Origin of the sequence: Fodinibius saliphilus, assembly GCF_005869845.1 — a bacterium.
In the GTDB taxonomy this organism is placed as follows: Bacteria; Bacteroidota; Rhodothermia; order Balneolales; family Balneolaceae; genus Fodinibius; species Fodinibius saliphilus.
The window spans coordinates 797114-813815 of sequence record NZ_VAWF01000001.1 but is presented as its reverse complement, the minus strand read 5'-3'; the positions used below and the strand labels follow the sequence as shown (position 1 = coordinate 813815).

16 protein-coding genes are annotated in these 16702 nt (G+C 41.8%); 14 read left to right on the top strand and 2 right to left on the bottom strand.

The features are described 5' to 3' along the window. On the top strand, nt 1-1158 hold the full coding sequence (locus FCN14_RS03375; protein ID WP_138429677.1) for a hypothetical protein: 1158 nt from the start codon (nt 1-3) through the stop codon (nt 1156-1158). Between the two features lie 172 nt (nt 1159-1330). On the opposite strand, the gene FCN14_RS03370 is transcribed toward FCN14_RS03375, so the two are convergent. Then, complete coding sequence (locus FCN14_RS03370) at nt 1331-1861, bottom strand: TrmH family RNA methyltransferase (protein WP_138429676.1); 531 nt, start codon at nt 1859-1861, stop codon at nt 1331-1333. A 305-nt stretch (nt 1862-2166) separates the two neighbouring features. Between FCN14_RS03370 and greA the strand changes: the two genes are divergently transcribed. From greA to pta, 8 genes are all read left to right on the top strand, one after another. Beyond that, nucleotides 2167-2637, top strand: coding sequence for a transcription elongation factor GreA (gene greA / locus FCN14_RS03365; RefSeq protein ID WP_246043088.1), 471 nt, complete (start codon nt 2167-2169; stop codon nt 2635-2637). Nucleotides 2638-2640: 3 nt separating this feature from the next. After that, nucleotides 2641-3993: a UDP-glucose dehydrogenase family protein gene (locus FCN14_RS03360; protein WP_138429675.1), complete on the top strand. Its 1353-nt coding sequence runs from the start codon at nt 2641-2643 to the stop codon at nt 3991-3993. A gap of 128 nt (nt 3994-4121) precedes the next feature. Continuing rightward, nucleotides 4122-5081 (top strand): UDP-glucuronic acid decarboxylase family protein, encoded by a 960-nt coding sequence (locus FCN14_RS03355; protein WP_138429674.1) that lies wholly within the window; start codon nt 4122-4124, stop codon nt 5079-5081. Nucleotides 5082-5083: 2 nt separating this feature from the next. After that, entirely contained in the window at nt 5084-5527 is a 444-nt protein-coding gene (locus FCN14_RS03350) for an NUDIX domain-containing protein (protein WP_138429673.1), read from the top strand. Then, nucleotides 5515-6753 carry a BamA/TamA family outer membrane protein gene (locus FCN14_RS03345; RefSeq protein WP_138429672.1) on the top strand — a complete coding sequence of 413 codons (1239 nt, stop codon included), beginning with the start codon at nt 5515-5517 and terminating at the stop codon, nt 6751-6753. Before FCN14_RS03350 ends, FCN14_RS03345 begins: the two co-directional genes overlap by 13 nt. A gap of 148 nt (nt 6754-6901) precedes the next feature. After that, nucleotides 6902-8521, top strand: a complete 1620-nt coding sequence (locus FCN14_RS03340) for a caspase family protein (RefSeq protein WP_138429671.1) — start codon at nt 6902-6904, stop codon at nt 8519-8521. Nucleotides 8522-8524: 3 nt separating this feature from the next. Then, nucleotides 8525-9382: a hypothetical protein gene (locus FCN14_RS03335; RefSeq protein ID WP_138429670.1), complete on the top strand. Its 858-nt coding sequence runs from the start codon at nt 8525-8527 to the stop codon at nt 9380-9382. Beyond that, nucleotides 9379-10362: a phosphate acetyltransferase gene (gene pta / locus FCN14_RS03330; RefSeq protein ID WP_246043087.1), complete on the top strand. Its 984-nt coding sequence runs from the start codon at nt 9379-9381 to the stop codon at nt 10360-10362. The genes FCN14_RS03335 and pta overlap by 4 nt, the downstream gene beginning before the upstream one ends. Here the strand turns inward: pta and FCN14_RS03325 are convergent, their stop codons facing one another. Beyond that, nucleotides 10363-10824 carry a hypothetical protein gene (locus FCN14_RS03325; RefSeq protein ID WP_138429669.1) on the bottom strand — a complete coding sequence of 154 codons (462 nt, stop codon included), beginning with the start codon at nt 10822-10824 and terminating at the stop codon, nt 10363-10365. A 120-nt stretch (nt 10825-10944) separates the two neighbouring features. On the opposite strand from FCN14_RS03325, the gene FCN14_RS03320 reads away from it, so the two are divergent. The 5 genes from FCN14_RS03320 (at nt 10945) to FCN14_RS03300 (ending at nt 16660) form a co-directional block, all read left to right on the top strand. After that, on the top strand, nt 10945-11448 hold the full coding sequence (locus FCN14_RS03320; protein ID WP_138429668.1) for a DinB family protein: 504 nt from the start codon (nt 10945-10947) through the stop codon (nt 11446-11448). A 328-nt stretch (nt 11449-11776) separates the two neighbouring features. After that, nucleotides 11777-13225 (top strand): Fe-S cluster assembly protein SufB, encoded by a 1449-nt coding sequence (sufB, locus tag FCN14_RS03315; RefSeq protein WP_138429667.1) that lies wholly within the window; start codon nt 11777-11779, stop codon nt 13223-13225. Between the two features lie 54 nt (nt 13226-13279). Beyond that, on the top strand, nt 13280-14059 hold the full coding sequence (sufC, locus tag FCN14_RS03310) for a Fe-S cluster assembly ATPase SufC (protein WP_138429666.1): 780 nt from the start codon (nt 13280-13282) through the stop codon (nt 14057-14059). After that, the gene (gene sufD / locus FCN14_RS03305) at nt 14043-15407 is read left to right on the top strand and encodes a Fe-S cluster assembly protein SufD (protein ID WP_138429665.1); all 1365 of its coding nucleotides are present in this window, start codon (nt 14043-14045) and stop codon (nt 15405-15407) included. Before sufC ends, sufD begins: the two co-directional genes overlap by 17 nt. 5 nt (nt 15408-15412) lie before the next feature. Continuing rightward, nucleotides 15413-16660 carry a cysteine desulfurase gene (locus FCN14_RS03300; protein WP_138429664.1) on the top strand — a complete coding sequence of 416 codons (1248 nt, stop codon included), beginning with the start codon at nt 15413-15415 and terminating at the stop codon, nt 16658-16660. The last annotated feature ends 42 nt before the right edge of the window (nt 16661-16702 follow it).

Sequence of the window (16702 nt, the reverse complement as noted above, 5' to 3'; positions counted from 1 at the left end):
ATGAAGTTATATAAATCAATCTTTATAATCGGATTCATCGCATTTTGCTGGTCTTTACTGCCTCATTCTTGTTTAGGCCAAGAGTTTGATTTTGAGTTCAAGGCCGATCCTGCTAATAGTGCAGCTCATTCCATTGCTGAACATATTACCGATATCAGGGATGGAATCAATCATCCTAAAAGTTGGAGAGATTTGTCTTTGGATGGCGATCATCCCGCTATTGGCTTGTTAAATCAGGCGATTGATAAAATGGGGATTACTAAAGTTAGGCTGGCAGATACCATCCATATGCTTTCGCTCCCCGACGGGACTTACGAAATCCGAGATATGTTTGTAAAGACTGCTAAAACTGATACCCTGGAACACCAGATTTTAGCATTGCGATTTGATAGTGATGCCCAATTGATAGGTGTAGAGTTGTTATCAGCAGTTAAGAACTACCAGTTAGCTTTTGATCGAAAGGTTAAGGCCACACCTAAAGCAAGGCAAAGAGTGTTAAAGCAACTTAAAACCTTTCAAAATGCACTACAAAAGGGGGATAATACCAAGGTGACTAAACTTTTGACGGATGATGCTTATGTGGTTGTAGGAAAGGTAGCACGCTATTATCATAATAAGGAGTTCGGTCCCTACTACCAATATGCAGTTACTTTACATGAAACATTGGTTTCCGGTAATGTTGATAGGCATCAGGTTAGGCCTGAAGTTCATTATGATAATATCAATGTGTATGAATTACCCCCGTTTGATGATGTTTTTGTAGCAAACTTTTTTCAGGAATGGGAGTCGAAAGGTTATTTCGACAAAGGATATGTGGCAATGGTGTTTGACTTTAGGGATGGAGTCCGGGTTCCGGTACGTAGATGGCAGGATACACCATTTGATACCGGGTACTTAGAAGTAGATCTTTCTCCCGTGGCAGAGTTGGAAGTGCCCCGGCTCGGTAACTTTAATTATAGTCAACAAGAACTTACTGCGTTTAAGGGGATGGAAGATCGTCAGGAAAAGAAGAAGCCGGGTTTTCTCAGAAGAAATAAGCGATTAATCATTTTAGGGCTAGGTACTTCAGCCGCTGTAACAGCTGGAGCACTATTACTGACAGGTGGTGATAAAGATACTGGGTTACCTGGTCCGCCGGGCAGGCCAGCATTTCAGTAAAATGCCCGTATTAGTGTATTATCTGCTGCTGTCTTTCCCACTACGTCGTCACTCCGAACGCAGTTAGGAGTATCAAATCCGCGGTATGGCAATCGAGTCTTGGTAGGCCTGTGCTTATAGTTTGGCTTGATACTCCTCGGAGTGACAGTACGGGGTAGGAGTGAGTTCCAGACTAAGACCAATACTTTTGAAGAATTCCATATAAAGCAACCCCAACAGTAACAGAAACGTTAAGGGAATGCTTGTGACCATATTGCGGTATTTCCACAAAATCATCAATAAAATTCAGTATATCTTCATCAACTCCCGTGACCTCATTGCCAAAAACCAAACAGATTTTTTGATCCTTTGGAACTTCATAATCAGGTAGCAAAGTACTTACGGTTGTTTGTTCAAGGCCTAAAAAAAGATATCCTTCAGCTTTTAACTTTTCTATCTGATGAGGCAAATCTTCGATATAATTCCAATCTACATGTTTCTCCGCACCAATAGCTGTCTTCGAGATCTCTGGTCGGGGGGGAGTGGGGCTAAAGCCAGAAAGTAAGAGCCTGTCAATACCAAAGGCATCAGCACTGCGAAAAGCAGCACCTACGTTATGCATACTTCGAACATCATGGAGCAATATTTTGAGTTGTGAAAGCTCGCCAGGTGTTTCACGATCCAAATTCTGTTCAAGTATCTCTTTGGTACTTAGTTTATCCATAGTAGTGACATAGAAATTCATATCGGAAGTATTGCGACATTAAAATAGAAAGTTCAGCTGGTAATTGGTAATACCTTTAGAGATGGAAAAGAAAGCTAAACGAATTATTGCAGAGAGGGATGTTCAATAATTTACTTATAGCAGGGTGTATATTGGGAGTAATTGCTTTTAAGGCTTAAATTTATATTTGGTATAAGAGTGTTAATCATGGTATTTTATGGAGCTTGTAATGAATAGAATGTCAGCTTCTAGCTGGCATTTATTTTTTGTGGCTTAAAATATATTTCGAATTAAAATTGATCGTCGTGGACAAGAATTATTTATCACGTGAAGGATTTGAAGAGTTAGAAGAAGAGCTTGAAGATCTTAAAGGGCGTGGACGAAGAGAAATTGCTGAAGAAATTGCTGAGGCACGTGCAAAAGGAGACCTTAGTGAAAATGCGGAGTATGACGCGGCCAAAGAGGCGCAGGGTATGCTAGAAAAACGAATCGCGGAACTAGAAAATGCACTAGCTAATGCACGCATTCTTGATGAAGAGGATATCAAGACAGACAAAGCATATTTACTTTCAACGGTAACTATTCACAACCACACGGTTGATAAAGAGGTGAAGTATACTCTCGTATCTAAAGATGAGGCAAATTTCAAAGAGAATAAAATTTCTGTTGATTCCCCGATTGGCCAGGCCATTCTCGGATCTGAGATTGATGATGTCGTGGAAGTAGAGGTTCCGGCTGGAAAGCTTAAATTAGAAATTAAAAATATTGAACGATAATAAATGAATTTAGCAGTAATAGGCACCGGATACGTAGGGCTGGTCAGCGGCACCTGTTTCGCCGATTCCGGTAATGATGTAACATGTGTAGATATTGATGAAGAAAAAGTGGCCCGGCTTCGCGAGGGCGAAGTCCCCATTTATGAGCCGGGCCTGGAGCCGATCTTTGCCCGCAGCATCCGTGAGGGACGCCTCCACTTTACCACGGAGATGGAGCAGGCCGTCGCCGAGGCTGATATCGTGTTCTTGTGCCTGCCGACCCCGCCGGGTGGCGACGGGCAGGCCGACCTGTCGGCCGTGATGAGCGTGGCCGGACAGCTTGGCCCACTGCTGGAGGATTATACCGTGATTGTGAACAAGTCGACCGTGCCGGTAGGCACCGCCGACCGCGTGCGCCGGGCCATTGCCGAGCAGGCTTCCGAGGCCCTCTTTGATGTGGTCTCCAACCCGGAGTTCCTGCGCGAAGGCGCCGCCGTGGACGATTTTATGAAACCCGAACGTGTAGTGATCGGGGCGAGCAGTGAGCGGGCCGCTGAAATAATGACGACCCTCTATGAACCGTTTGTCCGCTCGGGCAACCCTATTATCACGATGGACCCGCGCAGCTCGGAGCTGACCAAGTATGCGGCCAACGCCATGCTGGCCACTAAGATTACCTTTATGAACGAGATCGCCAATATCTGCGAGCGCGTGGGCGCCAATGTCGACAACGTACGCCGTGGCATCGGCACCGACTCGCGCATTGGCAAGCGTTTTCTGTTTGCGGGCATCGGCTACGGGGGCAGCTGCTTCCCCAAAGATGTGCAGGCGATCCACCATACGGCCGGGGAGCATGGCTACGACTTTAAAATTGTGGATTCGGTGATGAAGGTGAATAACCGCCAGAAAACCTCCATCGTCCGTAAGATGGAAGACTATTTTGGCACTGATGACTTCAGCGGCAAGACTTTTGGGATGTGGGGGCTTTCCTTTAAGCCCGAGACCGACGATATCCGCGAGGCCCCGGCGCTGTATATCGCCGAAGAGTTGGTCAGCCGAGGTGCAACGCTCATTGCCTACGACCCGGAAGCCATCGGCACCTTCAAGCAGGCGACAACAGGAGAGGTGCTGGACCATACCACCTTCGTCCATAACCAGAAGGAAGCCCTGGACGACATCAATGCCTTGGTCATATGCACCGAGTGGAATGAGTTCCGTCGCCCTACGGTCGACAATTTTGCCGATGAGATGAAACAGCCGGTAATCTTCGACGGCCGGAACCTCTACGACCTGAACCGGGCCCGTAAGGCCGGTATCACCTATATAAGCGTAGGGCGGCCAGAAATCAATACCCCAAAGCCAGAACCTGCAGAATAGCAAGACAGTTAGTTCTTTTATTGATATGTAATAAGTAAACCTATTGATAAATGGTTTAACAATAAGGACCTTAGATAACTGCAATGCAGTAGTAGTTACATTAAACTTCTAACTCTATCATAAAAGAAGTGCAAAACAAAAAACGTGTCCTCATTACCGGAGGAGCTGGATTTTTGGGATCTCATCTCTGTGATCGGTTTGTTGAGGAAGGATTTGAGGTTATCTGTATGGATAATCTTAGTACAGGAAGTGCAGACAATATCTCTCATCTTATTGGGAATGATAACTTTACATTTATCAATCATGATGTTACCAATTATATCCATGTAGGCGGAGATCTTGACTTCATTTTGCATTTTGCATCTCCGGCTTCTCCAATTGATTATCTGGAGATGCCCATTCAAACATTAAAAGTTGGATCTTTGGGTACGCATAAAGCTTTGGGATTAGCAAAAGCCAAAGATGCGCGTTTCCTATTGGCTTCTACCAGTGAGGTGTATGGCGATCCGCTAACCCACCCCCAAAGTGAAACCTATTGGGGTAATGTAAACCCTATTGGGTTCAGAGGGGTTTATGATGAGGCCAAACGTTTTGCTGAAGCAATGACAATGGCTTATCACAGATTTCACGGTGTCGACACTCGAATTGTAAGAATATTTAATACCTATGGCAGCCGAATGCGAATTCATGATGGCCGTGCATTACCCACATTTATGAGGCAGGCTCTGCGGGGGAATCCGTTAACGGTTTATGGTGACGGATCACAAACTCGCTCATTTATGTATGTAGATGATTTGGTAGAGGGGGTATGGAGATTATCACAAACTGACCATATACATCCTATAAATATTGGAAATCCTGATGAGATAACAATATTGGAGTTCGCCAAAGAAATCATCGAATTAACCGGTTCAGAAAGTGAAATTACGTTTGAAGAACTTCCCAAAGATGATCCGCAGGTTCGTCAGCCAGATATCAGCCGTGCAAAAGAAGTGTTAGATTGGGAGCCCCAGTATGACCGTAAGGAAGGACTCAAAAAAACATTTGATTACTTTAAAAAGAAGGCCTTAAAGGAAGTATCCCAATAATTATGAGCAAATTGGTTGACCTATATCCTTACATCAGGGATAATGGGACTATAAAGCTATTGGTTCTGAAACGTGCAGCTGACGTTATATATGCAGAGCAATGGCGGATGGTAGGGGGAAAGGTCAACAAAGGAGAAAGCCATGTGGAGGCAGCTCGTAGGGAGTTAAAAGAGGAAACCGGTCTAAAGCCGGAACGATTTTGGACAGTTCCTTCTTTAAACCAATTTTACGACCACCATTCTGATGCCATTCGACAGATACCTGCTTTTGCCGCAGAAGTGGATCCAAACAAAGAGATTGAGCTCAACCATGAACATGTCGATTATATTTGGATTTCAGAAGTTGAAATTGAATCCTATATTAGCTGGCCTGAGCAAGCACGTTTGATGAAACTTATTGCTACAATTATTACCAACAATGAAATTATTGACGAGTGGTTAATTTGAATATCCGAGCGTTCAGCGCGACCCTTTTTTCTATAATATTTGCTGTTCTTAGCATTTGCGGCTCCCCGCAAAAAAGCAAAGCACAGTCTTCATATGAACTATTACCGGCACCAGATCTCTGGTATAATAGTATTGATGGTATCAGAATAGGTGGGAGGCTTCGTGGTCAGCAAGCGGGTAGTTTTGGTGATGGGCCGCATAGATTGAATCTTGGTTTTTGGGTAGGTACGAAACTGCCAGAAAATCCGGTATCATATTATATTTCATTTACTGAACCGATTCGTGCTATTTCGGATTTTGGCAGTGAAGCGAATATACAAGTAGCCAGTCAGTTTAGGACTGGTTTGCAGAGGCATGGGTTAACATTTAATAAACGGTGGCAAAACGGTTTTAATGAGGATAATTATAAAGAGCTTTCGGCAGGGTTCAGAGCTGAGCACCGGTTTGATACCGATTATTTATTGTATCCTCAACTGTGGCAAACTGACTGGCTCTACTTAACGACAATTGATTTTGTGATGACTGCCGACAATAGTCTTGGGAGATATATTATATCTATTGGAGCGGATGCCAATTTAGGTGGTAATATAGATTCCTTTTTAAGGGGAGAGGCTTCTTTTGAACAAAAAGTTCATCTGTCGTCCTCTTTCACATTATTTAGTAAGCTATATTCCGGGTTTGCCTCAGAAGCGACTACTCCAGAATATTTGTTTATGCCCGGCCTTAAAACGGCAGTGGGATGGATGGATAAAGGATTAACTCGAGCCCGTGGCACAATACCTCCTTCATGGTTAGAAAGTGGAAATATTCAAGTTACAGGCGCAGGTAATTTGCGGGGATATCTGCAACAGAATATCGATCAACTGAATAGAGGGAGTGCTCCTTTATTAACCTCTTTTTCAACGTTAAATTTAGAACTCGATTATCCAAACCCACTTGACAAAGCGATCGATAATATTTCGATTGTGGGTAATTTTCTTGATTTACGGTCATATGCTTTTTTTGATGTCGGTACTTCATTGGGATTTACTGATTTCGAGGAAGACAGATTGCTTTCTGATGCAGGGTTAGGTTTTATGTTTACACTCAATATTCCTGATTATCTTGGGAAGCCACGGGGTTTGATGATCCGATATGACATCCCACTTTGGTTATCGAATCCGGGAATAGGAAAATCTTTTAAATTTCGCAGCGTTGTTGGTATAGGAGCTGTAATATCACTTTAAAATTTTTGTGAAACTATTTACTAACATATTATTTATAGCAATACTGGGGTGCATTTTTTCAGCATGTACCAGCGCTAGATGGACAGTCAAGGATCAACAAGCAATAGATGAATCTGATCCTGAAACTATAAGTCAAAAATACTTTCTGATGCAAAGGGGAGAAGTGAGTCCCAGCGAATCTATGCTTAGCTTGGACCTCATGGCTCGCACTAAATATCGCTATACACAGCGGGTACTAGCTCAACGAAATATTCAAAAGTACAAGTTGCGGCCAGGTTTCATCGCGGTGGGATTAAGTGGAGCCGCTCTTGCCTTTATCGCAGCTAATTCTAACGCAGTCAATAAAACCAGATCCAAAGCCAGAATGTGGACCCTCAATGCGGTAGGGACAACTATGGTTGCCGCGGGTTTTTTAAATATGAAAGCGGTAGGAACTCCTCGCACTACAGGAGAAGAACGCTTTTTAAAGAAGTCCGGAAATATCGTGCGGATAGATACTGTTGCAATAAAACAGACTGAGGATGCTACTGCATATGTTTCTGTTCAGTATCAAGACTCGACAATTCGAAATGAAGAGATCAGAGCTTTAACAGATGGACAGCTTCAGATACCACTGTCAGAATTATTAAATGATCAAAATATAGCAGGACCAGATCCGGGGAACGTGAGTATTTCGATCCAGTTTAAAGATTCGTTATATGAGTACAAATATCCTGTTTATGATATTCTTGAGCCATATGCTCAGGTTGTGTCGCGCATTACTTCATTACGAAACAGTACTGACAACACAACTACGAATAATATCGTGGCTGACCTGGGAGAAGGGAGTCAAGTTAAAATAGCCAGCACGAAAGATGATGAATGGTTTCGTGTGATGTATGGTATTTCAGAACATTTTATTCATAAAGAAGATGCTGAGATTGTTTGGAGATCTTCAGATTTCAATCAACAAGATCAACTGGTAACAGTACCGAGACTGCCTTTTGGAGAAGTAGATGTTGAAACAAATATACCGGTTCTGCGAACGTCGAAAGATAATGCAATAGCTCTTATTATTGCTAACAAAAATTATTCGGGGCGATATAAACAGAGAAGTTATGCTCACCGTGATGCTCGACTTATAAAGACCTACTTGCAAACTTCACTCGGTTATAAATCGGATAATATTTTTGATGTCAGGGAGATTTCCAGCCGCGATACCCTAAATATGGTGCTCTCAAGAATGCGTTCTATTGCAAACGACAGTACTGAGCTTTCAGTATTCATAAGTGGATATGGAGAAGTGGATAGTTCTTCAGGTAACAGTCAGCTGAAATTCCTTGGAGTGAATGATATAAAAGAAGAAGCTACTGCAGTTTTAGATCTTGAAAAACTTTTCAAAACACTTTCTAAGCTTACCAAGGAAAAAACGATCATATTAAGCGATATAGACTTTAGTCAATCAATGGGCACTAATATTTCTGTATTAAAAACGCAGAGGATTTTAGAAAGTAGCATCCGGAACCTGGGTAGCGAAGATAAGTGGTCCGTATTATTCGGAGCGCAGCTTAACCAAGCATCACAAGTTTACATATCCAGTACCGGCAGTGGAAAAAAACACCATATATTTCCCTATTTCTTTGCCAAAGCTTTACAGAATAGAATTACTGATCTATCAGAGATTCATCAATATTTAGAGCGAAATGTGTCGTACACAGCCCGAAAGCTGCATGACACTCCCCAAGATCCGCTATTACTTGGTAATACACTGTTGGATTTAGGGGAGTAATAAATGGCTTATCTCTATCTGCTTTTAAGCTCTGCATGCTCTCTTACCATTGCCCACCTGCTAAAGCTGACCGAAGTAAAAGAGCTTCGAACGCTGAATACATTGACTGTAAACTATCTGGTAGCTGCAATATTTGCATTTAGCGTTGGCCTCTCCCAAAAGGCCGGTGGAGAAGTGCTTTCACAGAGTTCTTTCTTAATAGTATTCTGTATCATAGTTGGAGCCTTTTTCATTGGCAATTTTGTAGTATATGGGAAATCAGTTCATACCAATGGTGTTGGTATTACTATTGCAGCTATGAGACTATCATTGTTAATACCCGTTGTGATTTCAGTTTTTTTGTATGCTGAGTACTTGGGGATTCTTAAAATAGTGGGCATATTATTAGTATTTGGGGCAATGGGAATGTTAATACCTAAAAAAAACTCAGTAAAGATAGGAAGTATTAGTGCTTCCTGGTTATTGGTGATTACTTTTGTACTTTCCGGTTTTGCAGATGCCTCTCTTAAAATTTATGAAGAAGAATTTAGAACAAGCCTCAATGAACTTACTTTTATGGGGATGGTTTTTGCAGGGGCTTTTATAATTGGATTCGTGTTATGCCTGTTACGTAGTAAACCTTTGATCAGAAAAAAGGAACTGTTGCTTGGAGCAGCTATAGGTATTCCCAACTTATACTCTTCGATTTTCTTAATTTATGCTTTGGGTGGCATCGATGGTTCTATTGCTTATCCCATAGTGAATATATTAAACGTCTTAGGTGGTACATTCTTGGGACTACTGGTTTGGAATGATCAGGTTTCTTATAAACAATGGGGCGGTATTGCTGCTGCTATAATTGCAATTTTACTATTGATATGATGGTTTCTGTAATAAATCGTATTCGAGATAAGGCAGCTTCTAAAAATAAAAAGATTATTTTACCAGAGACTGGCGACCCCAGGGTGTTACGGGCTGGTTCATATTTATGTAATGAGAAAATTTGTGAAGTCATTTTTATAGGGGAGCAAAATGAGATTGTAAAAACAGCTAAGGAAGAAGGTATTGTATTACCAAAGGAGCTCTCTTTTTTCAATTCCAAAGAGATTGATAAGACGCTTGTTGATTATCTGTATGAGCGGCGAAAGCACAAAGGTATTAGCAGGGAAAAGGCCGAAGACGCTTTGAAAGATCCTCTTTACCTTGGCGGAGCTTTGGTAGCTAAGGAAGAAGCTGATGGATGTGTAGCCGGGTCCATTGCCACAACAGGAGAAGTTATTCGGGCAGCTATTCATACTATTGGACTTCGGGAGGGCACAGGCATTGTATCAAGCACATTTTTGATGGTGTTAAAAGATGGCAAGGTGCTAACATATGCTGATTGTGGAGTAGTTCCCTACCCGGATAGAGATCAGCTGGCTGATATTGCTATTGAATCATCCCGAACCCATAGAATATTGACCGGAGAGGAGCCTATGGTAGCGATGTTGTCATTTTCTACCAAGGGGAGTGCCGAACATGAACGTATCCAAGTAGTGACTAATGCACTCAGGATCATTAGAAATAAAAAGCCGGATCTGCCAATCGACGGGGAATTACAGTTTGATGCAGCATTTGTCCCCGATGTAGCTGAAAGAAAAGCACCGAGGTCAGAAGTAGCGGGAAAGGCTAATGTATTTATTTTTCCTAACCTCGATGCTGGTAATATTGCGTATAAAATAACCGAACGATTAGCCGGTGCCAGTGCAACAGGACCTATACTACAAGGACTTGCCAAACCAATGATGGATCTATCACGAGGATGTAGCTGGCAGGATATTGTAAATGCTGCTTGTGTTTCCATATTAATGAGCGATTCGTAACTATTCATTAGATCCAATTTGACCATTGCCCCAGCCAATAATACTTCCGTAGATTAGATGAAGTAATAGTGTCATGATGAGGTACTTAGGACCCGTTTCTAAGTATAAAGGAGAATCAACAGCTAATTTGTTGGCACTGCCAAAGCCAAAAGGTCCCCAGCCAATAATTGGGCTCAATACAATCATCATAAAGGCCCAGAGGGCTATTGCCAGGTAGATTCCATTCTTGATAGAAACGTTATCTTTTAAGAAAAAATAAAGAGCCACAGACCAGAATATCCCATAACTAAAATGCACAATTACAGGCAGTGGGCCTATATTTAACCCAAGAGTATATAGGAAAGCCGCTGAAGGAGGTATATTGAATGGGGCTATTCCCGTTACATTAATACCAACTGTCATAATAATAAACATTACCAAACTTCCTACTAATCCTGTAATAGCACTTTTAACCCATTTCATATTAATAACAGTTTAATTTACATTTCCTTTTACAAACTATTGACTTAACGTTTCTAAATATTCTTACTTTATTCATAGAGGCAGATCCGCTGACTGACAGAACACTACTGAAATTATATTATGGAAAAACCTGTACTGCGTAGAGATCTAAAGGAGAACACTCAAACATTATTAAAGACTATTTCATATTTTTCAGCAGATAAGTTTAATACAGTACCGCCAAACGGAGGGTGGTCAGCAGCACAGGTATGTCAACATCTTATATTGGTAGATGGAGGTGCTGTACGTCTTCTTACAGCAGAGGGGAGAGAAATAGATCGGAAGCCCGGAGACAAGATCCCTGTTTTTAAAAAGCGAATGCATGACTTTGAAACAAAAATGAATGCAACAGATCCTATTACACCTGATGGCAATCCTAAAGACAAAGAACAGATGCTTGGGATGTTGCAGGATATTAGGCAGCGAATGACCAGCCTTATCGAAGCTAAAGATTTGACAAAGCTTGTAGTAACCTTTGAGCATCCCTTTTTTGGGGCATTAACTCGGCTAGAGTGGATAGTATTTAGCATCCACCATAGTCAACGGCATATTTATCAATTGAAGAAAATTGCTTCCGCAATTTGAAGGTTGATAATACCAATTCCGAAATAGTTTTTACCTATTTGATAAATAGTATCATTCTATTGGTATTAAGAAGCTTTTATCATCATTTTTCGAATGCAGAAATGTGCAAAGAACAGACAATGTTATTCGCTGAAATAAGTTTAAGTTGCTAGTAAGTTTGTTTATATTCCGTGCTCGGAACAGAAAGCGTCTCTGAGGTTGTTTCCTAGAGGTAAGGGCTGTAATTCCAAGTATCACACCGTGTCTTTATTCTGAGCGTCGCACACTGTTCTGGCGTTTTGTTAGTCAATTATCAAACACATTATAAATATACCGCAGATATCAACTTATGAGTGAAACTGAAGCACTTGAATCCATGGTTGGTGGTGAGTATAAGTATGGATTTACCACCGATGTGGAATATGAAGATTTTCCAACAGGTATTAACGAGGATATCATCCGGGAAATATCTCGCCGCAAGGACGAGCCGGAATGGGTATTGGAGTTTCGTCTTGAAGCTTTTGAGAAATGGAAGCAGATGGAAGAACCCGACTGGCCCAATGTCGAATATGAGAAACCAAATTTCGATGATATTCAATATTATTCATCTACAAAGAAGAAGGATGGTAAAAAGGCTGAAAGTCTTGAAGACGTAGATGACCAGATTCTGGAAACCTATGAGAAACTGGGTATTCCCCTTGAAGAACAAAAGCAACTACAAGGTATTGCTGTAGATGCGGTATTCGATAGTGAGTCGATCTTTACTACGTTCAAGGAGAAACTTGCTGAAGCGGGCGTAATATTCTGCTCTATTTCGGAAGCTATCCAAGATCATCCCGAGCTTGTTAAAGAATATATGGGTTCGGTTGTACCCAAAGGCGATAACTTTTATGCAGCTCTTAACTCAGCGGTATTTTCTGACGGTTCATTTGTATATGTGCCGGAAGATACGGTATGCCCGATGGATCTTTCTACATATTTTCGTATCAATAATATGCAGTCTGGTCAGTTCGAACGTACTCTTATTATCTGCGAGGACAACAGCCATGTAAGCTATCTTGAAGGTTGTACTGCGCCGATGTACCAGGAAAACCAGTTGCATGCTGCCGTTGTAGAGCTTGTTGCTCTTGAGGATGCAGAAATTAAATACTCTACCATTCAGAACTGGTATTCCGGGGATGAAAAAGGGCAAGGCGGTATCTTTAACTTTGTTACTAAGCGTGGACACTGCCGTGGTGATAATTCCAAGATCTCCTGGACCCAGGTAGAAACGGGATCTGCCATTACCTGGAAGTATCCAAGCGTAATAATGCAGGGTGATGGTTCTATCGGAGAATTCTTCTCTGTAGCGGTAACCAATAATCGTCAGCAGGCCGATACGGGTACGAAGATGATTCACGTAGGTGAGAATACAAAGAGTACTATTATCTCAAAAGGTATCTCGGCCGGTGAATCTGATAATAGTTATCGTGGACTTGTTAAAATTAGTCCGCGCGCAGAAAACGCTCAAAACTATTCGGTTTGTGACTCCATGTTAATTGGACAGACCTCTGGGGCGCATACATTCCCGTATATTGAGTCGGCGAACCCTACTGCAAAAGTTGAACACGAAGCTTCAACAAGCAGGGTCGGTGAAGATCAGATCTTTTACTTACAACAGCGCGGAATGGATGAGGATGATGCAATTTCACTCATTGTAAATGGTTTTTGTAAAGAAGTGTTGCAAGAACTACCGATGGAATTTGCTGTTGAGGCCGATAAGTTGCTTGGTATCAAGCTTGAAGGAAGCGTCGGTTAGTCTTCGCATAAATCATTTTTAAAACTAAAAACAATATTAGAGGAATAAGGTAACGTGCTAGAAATAAAGGATTTACATGTATGTGTAGAAGAGGATGGAACGGAAATCCTCAAAGGTGTTAATTTGACGATTAATGAAGGAGAGGTTCATGCAATAATGGGCCCTAACGGTAGTGGAAAGAGTACTCTTTCCAAAGTTGTTGCCGGACATGAAGCGTATGAAGTAACACAAGGTGACATTCTGTTTGAGGGGGAAAGTATTCTCGAGCTTGAAGCAGATGAACGAGCTCATTTGGGACTTTTCCTTGCATTCCAGTACCCGGTAGAAGTACCCGGTGTCACAAATAAGAACTTATTACGCCAGGCTTACAATACCATTGCTGCAGAACGAGGACGTGAAGAATTAGATCCACTGCAGTTCGAAGATTATGCCAAAGAGAAGCTGGAATTGGTTGATATGAAGCCGGAATTTATTGAACGTAGCGTCAATGCCGGTTTTAGTGGTGGTGAAAAGAAGCGTAATGAGATTTTTCAAATGGCTGTCTTAGATCCTAAGATTTCATTTTTGGATGAAACTGATTCAGGACTCGATATTGATGCTCTTAAAACGGTAGCCAATGGAATCAATGAGATCTCTGATGATGAGAATGCTGTTGTCTTGGTAACACACTATCAACGTATTCTTGACTACATTACACCAGATCATGTACACGTTATGATCGACGGTAAGATTGCGAAGTCCGGTGATAAAGATCTTGCTATCAAGCTCGAAGAGCAAGGGTATGACTGGTTGATTGAACCTGCAACTGCATCTGTAAATGGAGAACAGCAATAATCAAATGGCAAAAGTGAAGCAGAAGAAAGAACGTACATTTTTACAAGATCTACTCAACTTTCAGGGCTCTTTAAACGGGAAATCACAATTTCTCGATGAAGTGCGCTTGAAAGGGGCAGAAGGGGTTCGTAGCACCCCATTTCCCACGAAGAAACTGGAAGACTGGAAATTTATCAGCCTTCGGGATCTTTATAGAGACTCTTACGAGCTAGCTGCAGATGTGGACGTTAATGTTCCTGATTTCAGTGAACATTACCTGCCCGAATGCAAAAACTCACGCTTGGTATTTGTTAATGGCTCCTTTTCCGAAGAGCATTCTTCAATGGACGCTCTGCCGGACGATGTTGTTATTGGCAATATTGCACAGTTGGCAGCGGAGGATAATGACCTGCTAAAGGAGCATTTAAATAAATATGCGGATAATAATTTCGAAGGCGATGTTTTTACGGCATTCAACAGTGCTTTTCTGAAAGACGGTGCCTTCATCTATGTCCCGGAAGGGAAGAAAGTAGATACACCTATTCACCTGCTGAATATTCAGACTGATGCGGATGAGAAATACTTTATAACCCCTCGTACAGTTATAGCAGCAGAACAGAACTCCGAAGTAACTGTTATTGAAGACCATGTAGGGCTTTCTGACAATAAATATTTCAACCTCCCGGTTGTGGAAGTGAATCTTGAGGAAGAGGCTTATGTTAAACATACCAAGATTCAGCGTGATAGTCGTGAAGCCATACATATAGCTCGAACTGCTGCTTTTGTAGCAAAGCATGCAGATTATGAGTCATATACCATTACACGAGGTGCAAAACTTTCCCGAAATGAACCGCGCATCTCTCAACGTGATGAAGAAGTCGAATTTACGGTAGATGGCCTAGTTCTAATTGACGGAGAACAGGTTTCTGATACACACTCTGTGATGGATCACCGGTTCTCTCATGCCGAAAGCCACCAGCTGCATAAGTGCGTGATTAATGGTAAGGCACATTCTGTGTTTAACGGCAAGATTTTTGTTCAACGAGATGCTCAGAAGATCGACTCTTTCCAGGAAAATCGGAACCTTCTGCTTTCTCGCAAAGGATTGGTGAATACCAAGCCCCAGCTTGAGATTTTTGCAGATGACGTTGTTTGTACTCACGGAGCTACAGTAGGACAGTTAGAGAAAGATGAACTGTTTTATCTGAAAAGTCGTGGACTTAACGAACAGCAGGCCCGAGAACTGTTGATCTATGCATTTGCACTTGAGACAATTGAAAACATCACCGTTGACTCTGTACAAAATCTATTGGTAGAAGAAGTTCGGAACTTTACCAAGCGTCAGCTCGACTCTGAATTAACGGTTTAAAAATTATGGCAGAAGCTGCACCATCAATATCAGAAGAGAAAACGGATTTTAGTAAAATTCGTGACGATTTCCATGTGCTTAAACAGCAGGTGAAAGGGAATCCATTAGTGTATCTTGATAATGCAGCTTCGAGCCAGATGCCGGCTTGTGTAGCTGAACGTATGGATAATTACCATAGAAATGAGCATGCTAATGTTCATCGTGGCATTCATACTCTCAGCCAAAAAGCAACAGATGCCTATGAATTAGCTCGCAAACGGGTTAAAACCTTAATTAATGCCGAGCATGAAGAGGAAATCATCTACACAACTGGTACCACAGATTCTATCAACTTGGTTGCCCATAGTTTTGGGTCACAATTTATTGAAAAGGGGGATGAAATCCTCATATCTGAAATTGAGCACCATGCTAATATTGTTCCTTGGCAAATTATTGCTGAACAAAAAGGGGCCAAGGTTGTTGTTGCACCGGTTAATGATGCCGGTGAGCTTATTTGGGATGAATATCTGCAAAAATTGAATGAGAATACGGCAATTGTTGCTATGGGGCATGTCTCGAATGCCCTTGGTACAGTACATCCCGTTAAAAAGATGATTGCGGCAGCTCACGAAAAAGATATACCGGTCTTGATTGACGGGGCACAAGCTATCCCGCACAGTCCTGTTGATGTACAAGATCTCGATGCCGATTTCTATGCTTTCTCTGCACATAAGATGTGTGGACCTACCGGTTTTGGGATTTTATATGGCAAAAAGAAATACCTTGAAGAAATGCCTCCATACCGATCTGGTGGGGACATGATTGATAAGGTTTCCTTTAAAGAAACGACCTTTAATGTTATTCCCCATAAGTTTGAAGCAGGTACTCCACCCATTGTAGCAGGTGTTGGTTTTGCCGAAACAATCGATTATTTAAGTAGTATTGGCATGGAACGTATTGCTGCTTATGAACAGGAACTCCTTGAGTATGGAACAGAGCAGCTCTTATCAATTGACGGCCTAAAGCTTATCGGTACTGCAGAAGAGAAAGCATCTGTACTGTCGTTTGTTTTTGATGATATCCACGCCACTGATATAGGCACTATTCTGGACCAGCAAGGTATTGCCATACGAACAGGGCATCATTGTGCTCAACCAGCTATGCGTCGATTTAACGTGCCTGCTACTGCTAGAGCTTCTATCTCCTTTTACAATAATAAAGAAGATATTGATAGACTTGTGGAAGGGATAAAAAAAGCAAAGACGATATTTTAAAAATCTTTTGTTTCGATTAAATACAGCTGTCAATTGCAATAG